Annotated in this window: 11 protein-coding genes; 6 read left to right on the top strand and 5 right to left on the bottom strand. The window is 48.1% G+C overall.

Annotation, left to right across the window (positions count from 1 at the left end; genetic code table 11):
• Positions 1 to 92 precede the first annotated feature (92 nt).
• On the top strand, positions 93 to 1,019 hold the full coding sequence (locus M1L52_RS09400; protein ID WP_248614715.1) for a magnesium transporter CorA family protein: 927 nt from the start codon (positions 93 to 95) through the stop codon (positions 1,017 to 1,019).
• Between the two features lie 119 nt (positions 1,020 to 1,138).
• On the top strand, positions 1,139 to 2,992 hold the full coding sequence (locus tag M1L52_RS09395; RefSeq protein ID WP_248614714.1) for a DUF349 domain-containing protein: 1,854 nt from the start codon (positions 1,139 to 1,141) through the stop codon (positions 2,990 to 2,992).
• Between the two features lie 162 nt (positions 2,993 to 3,154).
• Here the strand turns inward: M1L52_RS09395 and nrdG are convergent, their stop codons facing one another.
• Both nrdG and nrdD read right to left on the bottom strand, forming a co-directional pair.
• Positions 3,155 to 3,634: an anaerobic ribonucleoside-triphosphate reductase activating protein gene (nrdG, locus tag M1L52_RS09390; protein ID WP_248614713.1), complete on the bottom strand. Its 480-nt coding sequence runs from the start codon at positions 3,632 to 3,634 to the stop codon at positions 3,155 to 3,157.
• A 23-nt stretch (positions 3,635 to 3,657) separates the two neighbouring features.
• The gene (gene nrdD / locus M1L52_RS09385; RefSeq protein ID WP_248614712.1) at positions 3,658 to 5,751 is read right to left on the bottom strand and encodes an anaerobic ribonucleoside-triphosphate reductase; all 2,094 of its coding nucleotides are present in this window, start codon (positions 5,749 to 5,751) and stop codon (positions 3,658 to 3,660) included.
• A 257-nt stretch (positions 5,752 to 6,008) separates the two neighbouring features.
• Here nrdD and M1L52_RS09380 point away from each other — a divergent pair, with 257 nt between their 5' ends.
• From M1L52_RS09380 to M1L52_RS09370, 3 genes are all read left to right on the top strand, one after another.
• Positions 6,009 to 8,453 (top strand): alpha/beta hydrolase family protein, encoded by a 2,445-nt coding sequence (locus M1L52_RS09380; RefSeq protein WP_248614711.1) that lies wholly within the window; start codon positions 6,009 to 6,011, stop codon positions 8,451 to 8,453.
• Positions 8,454 to 8,580: 127 nt separating this feature from the next.
• Entirely contained in the window at positions 8,581 to 9,603 is a 1,023-nt protein-coding gene (locus M1L52_RS09375; protein WP_248614710.1) for a pectinesterase family protein, read from the top strand.
• 36 nt (positions 9,604 to 9,639) lie between these two features.
• Positions 9,640 to 10,800 (top strand): dienelactone hydrolase family protein, encoded by a 1,161-nt coding sequence (locus M1L52_RS09370; RefSeq protein ID WP_248614709.1) that lies wholly within the window; start codon positions 9,640 to 9,642, stop codon positions 10,798 to 10,800.
• Between the two features lie 27 nt (positions 10,801 to 10,827).
• On the opposite strand, the gene M1L52_RS09365 is transcribed toward M1L52_RS09370, so the two are convergent.
• Positions 10,828 to 11,178, bottom strand: a complete 351-nt coding sequence (locus M1L52_RS09365) for a MerR family transcriptional regulator (RefSeq protein ID WP_248614708.1) — start codon at positions 11,176 to 11,178, stop codon at positions 10,828 to 10,830.
• 107 nt (positions 11,179 to 11,285) lie between these two features.
• Between M1L52_RS09365 and alaS the strand changes: the two genes are divergently transcribed.
• A complete protein-coding gene (gene alaS, locus M1L52_RS09360) occupies positions 11,286 to 13,967 on the top strand; it encodes an alanine--tRNA ligase (protein WP_248614707.1) in 2,682 nt (893 codons plus the stop codon).
• 53 nt (positions 13,968 to 14,020) lie between these two features.
• Here alaS and dacB read toward each other — a convergent pair whose 3' ends face one another.
• Both dacB and ruvA read right to left on the bottom strand, forming a co-directional pair.
• On the bottom strand, positions 14,021 to 15,247 hold the full coding sequence (dacB, locus tag M1L52_RS09355) for a D-alanyl-D-alanine carboxypeptidase/D-alanyl-D-alanine-endopeptidase (protein ID WP_248614706.1): 1,227 nt from the start codon (positions 15,245 to 15,247) through the stop codon (positions 14,021 to 14,023).
• A 3-nt stretch (positions 15,248 to 15,250) separates the two neighbouring features.
• Positions 15,251 to 15,853: a Holliday junction branch migration protein RuvA gene (gene ruvA / locus M1L52_RS09350; protein ID WP_248614705.1), complete on the bottom strand. Its 603-nt coding sequence runs from the start codon at positions 15,851 to 15,853 to the stop codon at positions 15,251 to 15,253.
• Positions 15,854 to 15,870: the final 17 nt, after the last annotated feature.

Raw genomic sequence — 15,870 nt, 5'->3', positions numbered from 1 at the left:
GCTGCTAATCCCTTTGCCACTGAGTTTTTTCTTTTTTTTGATGCACTCACAAAGAGCGCATCGCATATTATGAACAGAAAGGATTAGCAACAATGAAAACATTCTGGAACACAACAGGTGGGCTAAGCCAGCTCAGTGAGTGGCAGCCTAATTGCTGGATACAAGTGACATGCCCAACAGAGGAAGACCAGCACGAGCTGGAAGAGAAGTTTGGCATACCCGACTACTTCATCTCAGACATCAGCGATACCGATGAGAGAGCACGTTATGAGTACGACGACGGATGGATGCTCATTATCCTGCGTATCCCATACGTAAAGGAGGTGCGCTCACGTACTCCCTACACCACCGTTCCCCTCGGCATCATACATAAGCGCGATATCACCATCACCGTTTGTTATTATGAGACAAACATGATGCTTGACTTCGTTTCCTATCAGCAGAAGCGTGGTGTAGGCTTCACCGACTATGTAGATATGATCTTCCGTTTGTTCTACTCCAGCGCCGTATGGTATCTGAAGCGACTTAAGCAGATAAACTCACTTATAGACAAGGCGAAGCGCAATCTTGACCGCGATGTAAACAATGAGAGCCTTATCGGACTGAGCCGTCTGCAAGACTCACTCACCTATTTCCAGACATCCATCCGCGGCAACGAGACACTGCTGTCGAAACTGAAGTTCAAACTACAGATTGACGAACTCGATGCAGACCTTATAGAGGACGTAAGCATTGAGATGACACAGGCACGAGAAACAACGAGCATCTATTCCGACATCCTGGAATCGACAATGGATACCTACAGCAGCATCATCAACAATAACATGAACACGGTGATGAAAACGTTGACCACAGTATCTATTCTTATGATGTTCCCAACACTCATTGCATCACTGTTTGGTATGAACCTCATAAACGGTATGGAAGACCACCCTCTAGGCTTCCCATTGGCACTCGCCATCTCCGTTGGTGTCTCCGCGCTGGCATGGTGGACACTACACAGGAAAGACCTTGTATGACAAAAAACGTTAATTTTTTAGTATTGTATACACCTAACTTGTCTAAACTCCCAACTTTTTCGTAATTTTGACGCAAAATTTGTGTGAATCTAACCATATCAGTAACTAAACAAAGTTAAATGATGGACTCTCAAGAGAATGCCCTCACTCAGGGCGAGAACAAAGAAGTGAAAGAAGAGGCTGTAGCTCAGCAAGAAGAAATTATTGTAGCTGACGAGACCTCTCAAGTAGAAGAATCAACAGAAGCTGCAGCAGAAGCCGTAGAGCGCAAAGTGTACCAGACAAAGAAAGAGGTACTTGACCGCGTAAAGGAGATTGCTCATGCAGAAGAAATTCCACAGAAAGATGAGGTGGAGTATCTTAAGACAGCTTTCTACAAACTACATATAGCAGAACGTGAGGCACAGCAGAAAGCCTATCTCGAGGCTGGCGGTGCTCCAGAGGCCTATCAGGTAATGCCCGATGAAGACGAGGAATCGTTCAAGGCAGAGATGGGCATAATCAAAGAACGTCGTCAGCAACAATTCCGTGAGCAGGAGGCTGAGAAGGAAGAGAACCTCAAGAAGAAGCTCGATTTAATAGAAAAGCTCAAGGCAATGGTCACCTCACCTGAGGAGGCAAGTAAGACATATCAGGAGTTCAAGGCTCTGCAGCAGGAGTGGCGTGAGATAAAGAACGTTCCTGCTGAGCGTGCCAACGAACTGTGGCGCAACTATCAGCTCTATGTGGAGCAGTTCTATGACCTGCTGAAATTGAACAGCGAGGCACGTGAACTGGACTTCAAAAAGAACTTGGAAGCAAAGACCCATCTGTGTGAGGCTGCAGAGAAACTTGCAGACGAAGAGGATGTTATAAGTGCTTTCCACCAGCTGCAGAAGCTTCATCAGGAGTATCGCGAGATTGGTCCTGTAGCAAAAGAGCTGCGTGAAGAGATTTGGCAGCGCTTCAAGGCTGCATCAACAGTCATCAACAAGCGCCATCAGCAGCATTTCGACGACCTGCGTGCTCGTGAAGAGGAGAACCTCGCAAAGAAGACTGCACTCTGTGAGCGCGTAGAGGCTATCTGCAACGAAGAAAATAAGAATACTGCAGACTGGGAGAAGCATACCAAGGAGATTATTGACATCCAGACAGAATGGAAGACCATTGGCTTCGCACCACAGAAGATGAACGTCAAGATCTTCGAGCGCTTCCGTGCTGCATGCGACGCTTTCTTTGCGAGCAAGGCTGAACACTTCCGTGAGCTGAAAGACTCTTTCAAGGAGAATGCAGACAAGAAGCGTGCCCTCATCGAGAAGGCAAAGGCTCTGCAGGATTCTACCGACTGGCGTTCAACTAGCGATAAGCTCATCGCCCTACAGAAAGAATGGAAGACCATCGGTGTTGTTCCAAAGAAATTGGGTGATCAGCTGTGGGAGGAGTTCCTCGCTGCATGTAACAAATTCTTTGAGGCTCGCAATGCCCAGGGTGCCGACCAGCGCAACGAAGAACGTCAGAACATGGAGAAGAAGCTTGACGTCATTGAGCGTCTGAAGGCTGTAGCTGAAGAAGGTGGCGACGACTTGCAGGCAAAGGTACAGAAGCTCGTTGAGGAATACAACTCTATTGGTCATGTGCCTTTCCGCGAGAAGGACAAGATTTACAAACAGTATCATGAAGTACTTGACAAGCTCTACAAGGAGCTCAACGTCAATGTCGCAAAGCGACGTCTCAATAAGTTTAAGGACAACCTGAAGCAGGTTGCTGAGCGTGGCGAGCAGGCTCTCGACAACGAGCGCGCCCGTCTGATGCGCCAGTACGATGCCATCAAACAGGATGTTCAGACATATGAGAACAACCTTGGCTTCCTTACAGCAAGCTCTAAGAAGGGAAACAGCCTTATCGAAGAGATGAACCGCAAGATACAGAAGTTAAAGGATGACATGCAGCTCGTCAAAGAGAAGATCAAGGCTATTGATGCAGCAGAAGACTAACATCACATATCAGATATCAAAAAGCAGCGGCGCGATTTCTCGTGCCGCTGCTTTTTATTATATTCCCAAACCTCCCCTACAGTCTGTAGTCTATAGTCAAAAGACTTGTCGTCTGTAGTCTATAGTCAAACCTCTATAGTCTATAGTCAAAAAAACTATAGTCTATTGCGCAATTTGTTTGCGCCAGAACTTATAGGTGATATCCTCGAAACTACCATCAGGTTTCTGCTGATACAGTCGCTGGTTTGTGGTTGACTTATTTAGAGGTCCGAGATGTCGAATATATGGACCTATCTTTATGAAGTCGAAGTCATTTTTGTTTATGCCAGCAGGTATGCGCAGACGACCACTATACCATGCCACCTTGAACTGTTGATGCTCCTCATGGATGTATTGTGCAAGAAGGTTGACGCCTTTCGGGTCACCATCACCACCCATGAACGCTATGCAAGTTATATCACGACCATAGCTGTTAATAAAATCATCGATAGCGTCAGTGTCTAATGGCAGTCCTATGTCTTCCCACAGATAATGGCTGTGGCAGCCTGGACAGCGACACGGGCAATTAGAAATGTTAATTGCCAGTGTCACTTCGTCGGGTATCTCCTGAAAAACAATTCCTGTGTTTACGTACTTGAGCATAATCTCATATTACTAATGAGAAATTATTTCTTTGCATAGAACCTGCGTGCTGCTTCCTCCTGTCGTGGCTGCGAGAAGTTCGACACGCGCTTCAGATAGCCAATGATACGTGTCATGTAGTCCACGTTCTTTGAATGGCAGTGAGGACACTCCTTAAGGTATCGCTTGTCAATGTGACCACAGTCGTTACATACGGTGTTTGGAATGTTGAACGTGAAGTAGTTACATCCCTCCTGTGCTGCAACCTTCAGAAGGTGCTTATACTGGTCCTTAGACAGGTGTTCCTCAAGATTCATGTGTAGAGCCGAACCGCCTGTGAGGTGTTCAATATATGGTGCTCCATGAAGCTTGAACTTGTCGATGATTGACAGAGAGTCGTCTTCCACAACATAGAAGTAGCTGTTGTAGCAGTCGCGTGGTACGAAGTAGCCGTCCTCGCGATCCCACTTCGCATGCTTCACACCCACATTCTCAGCCGGAATCATCTCGCAGTTGAACATCACATCCTTTGTACGGTACTGCTTGTTATACTTCTCGATGAGTCCAAGAATGCCCTGAACGAATTTTTGGTAGTCATCGTTAGGAGTAATCTTCAGTCCCATGAACTCAGCAGCCTCAACAAGACCGTTGATACCGATAGTCAGATACTGGCGACCAATGTTTATATAGCCGGCATCGAAGAGAGGCAACATGCCATGAGCCTGCAGGTCTTTCAAGTTCTCGTTGTAGGCCAGCTGTACCTTATGGCAGAGATCGATGATACTTCCGAGATACTCCAGATAATCCATCTTATGGTTCACCGCGTACTGTATGCATCGGTTCAGGTTGATGGTGAGCACAGACTTAGAGCCTGTCGATACGCCACCAGCACCAAGTGTATAAGAGAAGCCGTTGTCAGTAATCTCGTTACGCAGACGGCAGCATGAAGACAGAGAGTCGGCGTTGTCGCTCATATAGGTAAAGAATGAATGGCCCTCGCTGTACATCTCAGCAGTGAAGTCGCCCCACTCTTCATCAAGACAGTTGCCATCCTTGTCGGTGAGCAGTGCCATCGTCTCTACGGGGAATGTGAGCAGAGTCTTCGTGCGCTCCTTGTTAAACCACTTCATAAAGCGTTTCTGCAACCAGCTTAGACCGTCCCAGTCAGGCTGTGAACCATCGGGGAAGTAGAACTCGCCGAAGATACTCTTGAAATAGTACTTGTCGTAGTAAGCCACATTCCAGAACACGGCCTGATAGTTGCGTGCACCTGTTGGCTGGTTAAGAGTATAAACAATCTGTTCGAAGTAATCAGTAATAATCTTGTCAATGGTACGCTTCTTCAGCGACAGGTCAGCCTGCTGCTCAGGATGCTGCCAGTAGTCCTTGCCATACTCCTTACCAATGAAATAGTTCATGTACATAAAGAATTCTGGTGTTGCGCAAGCGCCACTAAGCATTGAGCTCACCATGAACACCATGTTCACGAAACCTCCTGCAAAGGACTTCAGGTTTGTGGGAGCAGTGGAGTTACCTCCAATAGCTGTCGTTCCGCCTATGAGCCAAGGATACATTGTTATAGACGCACAGTAGTTGGCAAGCGATGTCTCATCGTTCTTATATATAAAGTGGTGTGTGAGCTTGTCGATATACTCATCAGCCAACTGCTTACCATACATCTTCTTAATACGGTCAGTAAGAAGACGACGGTTAAGACGGATGAAGTTCGACTTTGGCAGCTCGCCAATCAGTGTTGCAATATTCTTATGCTCCACATTGGCATTTGCGTCATACTTAGAGCCTGTTGCGGCATTCACTGATTCCATATACTCCGACAAGAACAGCATCTTCTCCAGCGTCTCACGATCTTCGGTGTGCTGCTGACGATAGAGCATAAACGATTTTGCCACCTTGTAGAAGCCCTCACGCATAAGAGCCTCCTCCACCTGATTCTGAATATCCTCGACCTTGATATCGTCATGAATGTCAAGATGACTCAGAATCTTGGAGATTGTGGACAGGTCAGATGGTTCTTCAACGCTTTCAAATGCCTTAATTATGGCATTCATAATCTTGTCGAGCGAGAACTTGTCTTTCGAACCGTCTCGCTTCGTGATGGTAAAGTTCTTGATTTCCATGTTGTTATGTATTGCTTTCAGTTATCGTCTTATTGAAAAAGTTTTCCGTTTTGGACAACTTTTCATTTTACCGCATTTAAAAAGTTTCCCGATTCGGAAAACTTATTCGCTTGCAAAGGTACAATATTATTTACAATTCTGCATAATCTGTTTGTAAAAAATTTATAAAAAAAATCACCCCATCACGAAAAGCTTTTAACACTGAATAAATTTTCTTTATCTTTGCATTCTGAAAAACTAAAACAAATTTATCAAATATGAAAAAGGCAGCTTTTTTATGCTTATCCATGCTTCCTCTGTTGGCTATTTCCCAACATGAAACGGAAGTAAAAGAATTCAACCTTACTGGTCCGTTTGCAGTCAGCGCCCCTGTCTGCGCCGATACCGCCGACCTTAACGGAAAGCATTTCGATGACACTTCCATTCTAAATGGACTCCGTCTCACATCAGCTTCTACAACAACCTATAATGGTGCGCTTCTCCCATCATTACCCGAGCAGAAGGGCGTCGGCATACTATCGTTCTACATCAACAATACAAGCTACCTGAAAGGAAAACTGTCTGTGAATGGTGCTAAGAAATACAAGTTGTTTATTGACGGAACAGAGAGTTCTGGAGAACTAAAGTTGGCACCAGAACATCACACTATTGCAATAAAGTTTCTCGCCGAGCCGAGCGACACTGATTCTATAAAAGTAACCATCGACGCACCAAGCGCCATCAACTACACTCTCGACAAGCGTCATCCCTATATGGTCCACGACCTTACCGACGGGCGTCGCGTCCGCGGCATCAACATATCGGCCGACGGCGCGTTTGTAACATTATCATTTCAGACAACTGAGCGTGGCGGAAAGAGTCGTTGGGAATATGAGCTGCGTGACACGAAGAAAGGTCAGCTCGTGCGCACTCTGACACAAAATGTGACATGGATGCCGAAAAGCTGTGCATATATAGAAGAGGTATGGGAAGGCGACAAACGAGTTCTCTACAAGGTTGACGCGCTGAGTGGCGAGCGCACGCGTTTGGCCTATGATCTGCCAAGTGGCTACTATGCATTAAGCCCAACCGAAGACTATCTCATCATCACTGGTGAGGAAGACGGCCCGAAGGAAGACGAAGAAGTTTTCGAGGTTCTTGAGATGGACGATCGTCAGCCAGGATGGCGCAAGCGTAGTTTCCTTCAGCGATATGATCTCGCATCAGGACTCTGTCAGCGTCTAACCTTTGGCTCGCACAGCCAATATCTACACGACATCTCTGCCGACGGAAAGAAGCTACTCATTGGCTCGTCTTATTCGCGTCTGTCGCGCCGTCCCACAGAGGTTGTAGATGTAACCATCCTCGACCTCACCACTCTAAAGGCCGACACAATCATTAAGGGCGAAGGTTTTCTTGGTTCGTTCCACTTCTCGCCCGATGGAAAGCAACTGTTAGTCACAGGCACGCCTGAAGCATTCAACAGGATTGGATGCCAGCTACCTGCCAGCGTCATACCAAACATGATTGAGAAAGAGCTGTTTCTCTTTGACATAGCCACAAAAGCGGTCACCCCATTGACAAAGGATTTCAACCCATCTATAACTAATGTGACATGGGCAAATGAGAGTAACATGATTTTCTTCTCCGCAGAGGACCGCGACTATGTCAGACTCTACCAACTGAACCCATCAAACGGAAAGATAACACAGCTTGAAATTGCCGGCGACTACGCCTATCGCTTTGATGTAGCTAACAATTCCAACCAGATTTGTTATCTCAGCTACGAGACCATGGCGCCTGCTTCGGCATACCTGGCATACACAGCAAAAGGAAAGAGCGCCATGAAGCAGATAAGGCTTTTCGACGGACATACAGCCCTTGGCGATGCTGAACTGGGCACATGCAAGGACTGGAACTTCACCAACTCACGCGGCGACACCGTCTATGGTCGTCTGTATCTGCCTAAAGACTTCGATGCTACGAAGAAATACCCCATGATAGTATATTATTATGGTGGATGCTCACCCGTTTCCCGCTATTTCGAGTCGCCTTATGCACCTCAGTACTGGAACTCGCTGGGCTATGTGGCATATATCCTCCAGCCGAGTGGTGCCACGGGCTTCGGACAGGAGTGGGCTTCACGCCATGTCAATACCGCAGGCCACGGACCAGCTGAGGACATCATCGAAGGCACAAAGCAGATATGCAAGGAACATCAGTTCATTGACGCGTCAAAGATTGGATGCATGGGAGCTTCTTACGGTGGTTTCATGACGCAGTACCTACAGACACAGACAGACATCTTCGCTGCTGCAGTCTCTCATGCAGGCATTGCCAATCACACCAGCTACTGGGGCGAAGGCTATTGGGGATATAACTATAGTGAGGTTTCAATGGCCGAGAGCTATCCCTGGAGCCATCGCAAGCTGTATGTTGAACAGTCACCCCTCTTCAATGCCGACAAGATTCACACTCCCCTACTGCTCCTCCACGGAACAGATGATACAAACGTGCCAATCATTGAGAGTCTGCAGATGTTCACAGCTCTGAAGCTTCTCGGACGCGAGGTAGCTCTTGTTGAGGTTAAAGGTGAAAACCATCACATTCTCGACTACCGCAAACGCGAGAAATGGCTCGCCACACAGATGGCCTGGTTCCAGAAATGGCTCAAAGGCGACTCATCATGGTGGGACGCTCTCTACCCGAAAAAGAACCTTTAGTATAAACACTTGTTGCGTTTAGGCTAAACGCTCCTAGTGTTTAGTAAAAACGCTCTTGGTGTTTAGCCTAAACGCTCCTTAACTTTAGTATAAACAACAATTGACTTTAACAAAAACAATAAAAAAAATGAAGAAGATTTTATATTTCATTCTGCTGTTCACCTTCCTCCCGCTATCACGGATACAAGCCGCATCGCCATTTGACAATCCAGACACAATTGTCGTTTCACGCGACGGCACAGGACAGTTCCGAACCGTAGGCGAAGCCATTGAGGTGTGTCGTGCCTTCATGGACTACCACAAGGTTATCTTTGTAAAGAAAGGCACATATAAGGAAAAGCTCATCATTCCTCAATGGCTGCAAAACATTGAGATATGCGGCGAAGACTGCAACGAGACCATCATAACATGGGATGACCACGCAAACATTGTGATGAACGACAGCAACTGGCCTGCAGAGCTTAACCAGCAGCTCAAAGCCATGGGCAATCGTCCGAAACTGGGAACATTCCGCTCATTCACATTAAGAATCGATGCTAACGACATCACCCTGAAAAACATCACCATAGAAAATAATGCCGCCCGACTGGGTCAGGCAGTGGCACTGCACACACAAGGCGACCGTCTGAAGTTCATCAACTGCCGTTTCCTTGGCAATCAGGATACAGTCTATACAGGTTTGGCAAACACACGCCTTCTGTTCGACCATTGTTACATAGAAGGCACCACCGACTTCATCTTCGGTCCTTCTACAGCATGGTTTGAGAAATGCACCATCCACTGTAAGATAAACTCATACATCACCGCTGCCTCAACGCCACAGGATGTTGCCTTTGGTTATGTGTTCAACGAATGCACAGTTACTGCTGCCGACAATGTCTCGAAGCTTTACTTAGGACGTCCATGGCGCGACTACGGCTATACCCTCTTCATGCGCTGCACTCTTCCTGCACAGATTCGTCCTGAAGGCTGGCACAACTGGGAGAAGCATCGCGAGCAGACCGCCCGTTATCTTGAGTTTGAGAACACAGGCGATGGTTCCGACACATCGAAGCGCGTTACTTGGAGCCGTCAGCTATCAAAGAAAGAGGCCAAAGCAATAACCATAGAGAACGTCTTCCAGCGCAACGATGGCTGGAAACCTTTTTAAGAAAAGATACTTATCACCACATCACCTCCCATCACGATGACTGCACGAGCAATAGCACTGATTACCACACTGTTTGCCACCAGCATTTTCATGTCTGTCAGCGCACAGCAGCGAGCGAAATATGAGTTCAAGCGGAATCTGCCGGTATATGCCGATTCTCTTCTGAAAGATCTCACTTATCCTCTGGCATGGGAGAACAGCACTCTTCCGTTCAATGCCTGGAAAGAGGCTGCAAGACAAAAAGTGTTTGACTGCATGCTCACACCTCCCCCTGCCCCAGCGGAAGGCGGCATGAGCAGTAAGATTTTATGCGAAGAGCAGCGCGATGGTTACAAGGCAAGGAAGATTGAGATACAACTGTCACGATACTATACCGTGCCTGCCTATGTGCTCATACCTGATGGCAAAGGTCCGTTTCCTGCAATAAACCTGTTACACGACCACGGCGCTCACCTGTTCATTGGAAAGGAAAAGATGATTCGTCCGTTGGAGTGTGAGGACTCTCTTGTCAAGAAGGACGCACAAGAATGGGTGGAGGCGCTATACGACGGACAGTTCGTTGGTGACTTCTTGGCAAAAAACGGTTATGTAGTGTTCTCTGCCGACGCACCGATGTGGGGTGAGCGTGGACAGCAGGAGGGACCGCGCCGCGACAAATACGACATGATTGCAGGAAACATGATGATGTATGGCATAGACCTCAGCGCTTATATGACCTACGATGACATTACTGGCACTGACTTCCTCGCCATGATGCCTGAGGTAGATGAAAAACGCGTTGGCTGCATGGGACTCTCCATGGGTGCCTATCGTTCATGGATGCTCTCTGCTCTCAGCAGCCGCATAAAGGCAGGTGCTGCCGTCTGCTGGATGGTAACAACAGACGAGCAGATGTCATTTAAGTATAAGCGCACGGAGAATGGAGGCTTTGCCAACTGCCTGCCAGGCTTACGGCGATGGATGGACTATCCTCATGTGGCATCGATAGCATGTCCAAAGCCTATGCTCTTCATCAATGGCAGCCAGGACAAGCTCTTCCCTGTAGCTGGTGTGGAAAAAGCCTTCCGGATAATGCACGATACATGGAAGAGTCAGGGTGCTGACGAAAAACTGGAAACTGAGCTATGGGACATTTCTCACGCATGTCCGCTGAAGGCTCAACAGCGAGTATTGGAGTTCTTTAAGAAAAACTTATAAGAAAGGATAGCCCACCTTGTCTGACAACTACTGCAGACTATCTATCTCGCGCTTGAGGGCTTGCAGATCGTCACGCACGTCAATAAGACGGTCAAGAACCTCTGCGCGTTTCTCTGCGCCGTCGCGGTTGGCATTAATCATCTTCTTGGCTGCTGCAAGCTTGAAGCCACGCACCTTTACAAGGTTATATATCAACTTAATCTGCTCAATATCCTTCTCAGAATACTGACGCACCTTGTTGCTGCTCATTGTCTTTGGCTTCAGATAAGGAAACTCTGTTTCCCAATAGCGCAACGTACTCTCATTAACGCCAAACATCTCTGCCACTTCCTTTATGGAATAGTAGAGTTTCAGATTTTTATTCAGATTAAGTGCCATATAACAAGAATTTTGTGCAAAGTTAATAATAATAGGTAGAAAAAACGTTCTTTTTTGCATAAAATATCGTAACTTTGCAGCGTTTTTTACAAAAAATATAATAAAAGATGATGACCGCAAAAGAAATCCGCGACTCTTACAAGAAATTTTTCGAGTCGAAAGGACATGCCATTGTGCCTTCTGCACCAATGGTAATCAAGGATGACCCTACGCTGATGTTCACCAACGCAGGCATGAACCAATGGAAAGATATTATCCTCGGCACTCGTGACCCAGAGCCACGCCGCCGCGCCGACACCCAGAAGTGTCTGCGTGTAAGTGGTAAACACAATGATCTGGAAGAGGTAGGTCACGACACATACCACCACACTATGTTCGAGATGCTCGGCAACTGGTCGTTTGGCGACTACTTCAAGGAGGGAGCCATCGACATGGCATGGGAGTATCTTGTTGACGTGCTGAAGCTGAACCCCGAAGATCTTTACGTCACAGTATTCGAAGGTTCTCCCGAAGAGAACATTCCTCGCGACGATGAGGCAGCGAAGTACTGGGCAAAGCATGTTCCTGAAGACCATATCATCAACGGCAACAAGCACGACAACTTCTGGGAGATGGGCGACACAGGTCCCTGCGGTCCCTGCTCAGAGATTCATGTTGACTCTCGCACACCTGAGCAGAAGGCAGCTTCTGGCAAGACCGGTCGTGAGTTAGTGAACCAGGACGACCCACAGGTCATCGAGATATGGAACCTCGTTTTCATGCAGTTCAACCGTAAGGCTGACGGTTCTCTTGAGAAGCTCTCAATGAACGTCATAGATACCGGCATGGGCTTCGAGCGCCTTGTTCGCATGATGCAGGGCAAGCACTCAAACTACGATACCGACGTATTCCAGCCCATCATCAAGGCTGAGCAGCAGATAACAGGACTGAAATATACCACCTTCGAGGAGGAAGCTAGTCAAACTAGTACAACTAGTGAAACTAGCAACTCCAGCCAGGAGCAGATAAACGTTGCCATGCGCGTTTGTGCCGACCACCTGCGTGCAGTAGCATTCTCTATTGCCGACGGTCAGCTGCCATCTAACGCAAAGGCAGGCTATGTAATCCGCCGCATACTGCGCCGTGCTGTCCGCTATGCCTACACATTCCTTGGACAGAAAGAGGCATTCCTCTTCAAGCTCCTGCCTACCCTCGTTGAGGAGATGGGCGACGCTTTCCCAGAGCTGAAGGCACAGCAGCAGCTCATCGCCAAGGTGATGAAGGAAGAGGAAGACTCGTTCCTGCGCACTCTCGACAAGGGTATCGCCCTTCTTGACAAGGCAATGGAGCAGCTTAAAGCTGAGGGTAAGACAGAGCTTGACGGCGTTCAGGCATTCCGTCTGTTCGACACCTATGGCTTCCCTCTCGACCTCACCGAGCTTATCTGTCGCGAGAACGGCTTCACTGTCAACGAGAAACAGTTCGATGTCGAGATGCAGAAGCAGAAGGAGCGTGCCCGCAACGCAGCAGCTGTTGAAAACAGCGACTGGGTAGAGCTTAAGGCTGGCGAGCAGCAGTTCGTCGGTTATGACTATACCGAATACGAATGTGAGATTCTTCGCTACCGCAAGGTAACCCAGAAGAAGAACGAGTTCTACGAAGTAGTACTGTCTGCCACTCCTTTCTACGGAGAGATGGGTGGTCAGGTAGGCGACCAGGGTGTTCTTGTTTCTGAGACAGAGACTATCGACGTCATCGACTCTAAGCGTGAGAACGGCCAGACCGTTCACATCGTTAAGCAGATGCCAAAGGATCCATCGGCTCCATTCATGGCATGTGTCGATACAGACAAGCGCGATGCTTCTGCTGCCAACCACACAGCAACCCACCTGCTCGACTATGCCTTGAAGCAGGTGCTTGGCGATCATGTGGAGCAGAAAGGCTCATTTGTTAGCCCCGACACTCTGCGCTTCGACTTTTCTCACTTCGAGAAGGTCACTGACGAGCAGCTACGCGAGGTGGAACGCATGGTCAACGACATGATTCGTCAGGACCTTCCACGCGACGAGCATCGTGACATGCCTATGGAAGAGGCAAAGAAGCTCGGTGCCATAGCACTCTTCGGTGAGAAATATGGTGACAAGGTGCGCGTCATGCGCTTTGGTCCTTCATGCGAGCTCTGCGGCGGTATCCATGCCACATCAACAGGTCGCATCGGCTTCTTCAAGATCATCTCCGAAAGCTCTGTTGCCGCAGGCATCCGCCGTATTGAAGCCAAGACCGGCAAGGAGTGTGAGGAACTGCTCTACACCCTTGAGGACACGCTGAAAGCTGTGAAGTCATTCTTCAACAACGCCAAGGATCTTCAGGGCGTCATCCAAAAATATATTGAGGAGCACGACCATATGAAGAAGGAGATAGAGTCATTCCAAGCGCAAGCCATCGAGACAGCTGCCAAGAAGCTTGTCGAGACAGCTCGCACCGTCAATGGTATAACAGTTATCAGCAAAGTTATTCCAATGGCACCTGCCGCAGCCAAGGATCTGGCATTCAAGGTTCGCGCTGCAGTTGACGGCTCACTGCTCTGCGTTATCGGTTCACACGAGAACCAGAAGCCTCAGCTCACCATCATGCTGAGTGACGACATGGTCAGCGAGCACGGACTCAACGCCGGTCAGATGGTTCGCGAGGCTGCCAAACTCATACAGGGCGGTGGCGGCGGTCAGCCTCATTTCGCACAGGCTGGCGGTAAGAATGCCGACGGTCTGAGTGCAGCTGTAGATAAAGTCTTAGAGATGGCAAAACTCTAATAATACAACAATAAAAAAAGCGATGGTCATAAGGCCATCGCTTTTTTTATTTATCATTCTTCACATAGTATCACGCACAGCCGGTCTTGGAAGTCGCGTGTATCACGCCATTTGAGGACGCCCTGATTCATAATGACGAAGCAGAGGTCATGTCCGTTGGCAGCGGTGCAGTATCCTGCAAGTGAGATAACACCCGTCAGCGTTCCTGTCTTCGCCCTCACATTACCCTCAGCAACGGTGTTCTTCATGCGTTTCTTCAACGTTCCGTCAACGCCGGCCACTGGCAGCGAAGGCAACAAATGGCTCTTTATTCGCGGAGTGCGCCAGGCATATTGAAGGAGCCTTGAGAGCAATTCCGGTGACACATAGTTATATAGTGACAGTCCGCTACCATCGGCAAACCTGTACTTGCTGCTGTCCAGTCCGAGTGTTCCCACCAGACTGCGCTCCAACGACTGTGCATACTGGGCACGTGCCGGATGCCTTCCGAGACTTGCCGCCAGATGATAGTAAAGACACTCGGCATAGAGGTTGTCGCTGTCCTTCATCATCTTCATGAGCAACTGGTCAATGTTGTGCTCACATACATAAAGGGGAATAGCATCCTCAGGCGCAGGCTCTTCAAACAGTGAAATGCTGTCAACAACTATTCCCAGCTGTGACAGTTCTATGAGGAAATTCTCCACGAAACATGGCTTCCTGTCAACAAGCAGCGGAGTAAGCTCAGGATTCTTGTCATCCCAGCACCATCCCTCACCCCACTTCACTGTATCTTTCATAGAACGGTCTAGCATTATCGCTCCGCGCAGCGTGTCTATGCCAAGGTTCTGAACACGCATGGCAAACTCGCGCATATCTTCTTCGCTGAACATGGGGTCCATCCCGCCTCCAAGATAGATATTTCCCGTCAGAGTCCTACCGCTTATATCTCCAGAGTAAGCGAGCGATGTACGCAGGACATGATTTCCACCCAGCCGATCGAGGGCTGTTATCGCCGTGACGACCTTCATCGTCGATGCCGGACGCATTGTCTGTCTGTGATTAAATGTATAAAGAGCAGAGTCAGCCGTAAGGTCATAAACCATCAGTCCTAACTGCGATGTTTGGAGCATCTCGTCGTTGGCCACCATGGAGTCGAGCTTCATCTGCACATTCTCTGGCCAAGGCAGTACTATAATGCTATCTTCATAGACGCTGTCATTAAGTAGAAGTTCACTCTGTGCCACAGCACTCATCATGCCACAGCACATAGACAATAAAAAGAAAAAGAGTCTTCTCATTTCTTACTTAATCTGTTTTAGGGCTAATTTAACAACCTGTTCCACTGGCAACGACGGTTCCTGCTGCAGTATTGCCACAACGACCTTCTGTGTAGGAGCAGGCGCAAAACCAAGCATGGTAAGCGCTGCCACTGCTTCATCGCGAACGGCATTGTTCACAGGAGCAGCTATTGATCCGCCAGCAGGAATCTCTTCAGCTATGCCGAGAGCCACGATTTTGTCTTTCAGGTCAACGATGATGCGTTGTGCTGTCATCTTTCCAATACCTTTAATGCTCTGCACGAGCTTTGAGTTGCCTGTGGATATAGCATTGCAAAGTTCTGTCACACTCATCGACGAAAGCATCATACGCGCCGTGTTTGCACCAACGCCCGACACAGTGATGAGCAACTCAAACATCTCACGCTCCTTCTTGTTGTAGAAGCCATAGAGCAGATGAGCGTCTTCACGTATAGCCTCATAGACATAGAGTTTTGCCTCTTTCTTACTCTGCAGGGCACTGTAAGTATAAAGCGAAATATTCAGTGCATAGCCCACTCCTGCAGCTTCAATTATTGCGAGTGCAGGTGTCAGTTCTGCCACCTCACCCTTAATGTATTCTATCATAAGTCAGTTTTTGTTAT

The sequence above is a fragment of the Prevotella sp. E13-27 genome (assembly GCF_023217965.1).
GTDB lineage: Bacteria > Bacteroidota > Bacteroidia > Bacteroidales > Bacteroidaceae > Prevotella.
Note: the sequence above shows the minus strand (reverse complement) of the source record. Positions and strands in the feature narration are given on the sequence as shown.

Bases quoted from the DNA above. Each gene is read 5' to 3' on its own strand.
- M1L52_RS09370 (WP_248614709.1), top strand. From the start codon at position 9,640: ATGACTGCACGAGCAATAGCACTGATTACCACACTGTTTGCCACCAGC.
- M1L52_RS09375 (WP_248614710.1), top strand. From the start codon at position 8,581: ATGAAGAAGATTTTATATTTCATTCTGCTGTTCACCTTCCTCCCGCTA.
- alaS (WP_248614707.1), top strand. From the start codon at position 11,286: ATGATGACCGCAAAAGAAATCCGCGACTCTTACAAGAAATTTTTCGAG.
- ruvA (WP_248614705.1), bottom strand. From the start codon at position 15,853: ATGATAGAATACATTAAGGGTGAGGTGGCAGAACTGACACCTGCACTC.
- nrdG (WP_248614713.1), bottom strand. From the start codon at position 3,634: ATGCTCAAGTACGTAAACACAGGAATTGTTTTTCAGGAGATACCCGAC.
- nrdD (WP_248614712.1), bottom strand. From the start codon at position 5,751: ATGGAAATCAAGAACTTTACCATCACGAAGCGAGACGGTTCGAAAGAC.
- M1L52_RS09380 (WP_248614711.1), top strand. From the start codon at position 6,009: ATGAAAAAGGCAGCTTTTTTATGCTTATCCATGCTTCCTCTGTTGGCT.
- M1L52_RS09400 (WP_248614715.1), top strand. From the start codon at position 93: ATGAAAACATTCTGGAACACAACAGGTGGGCTAAGCCAGCTCAGTGAG.
- dacB (WP_248614706.1), bottom strand. From the start codon at position 15,247: ATGAGAAGACTCTTTTTCTTTTTATTGTCTATGTGCTGTGGCATGATG.
- M1L52_RS09395 (WP_248614714.1), top strand. From the start codon at position 1,139: ATGATGGACTCTCAAGAGAATGCCCTCACTCAGGGCGAGAACAAAGAA.
- M1L52_RS09365 (WP_248614708.1), bottom strand. From the start codon at position 11,178: ATGGCACTTAATCTGAATAAAAATCTGAAACTCTACTATTCCATAAAG.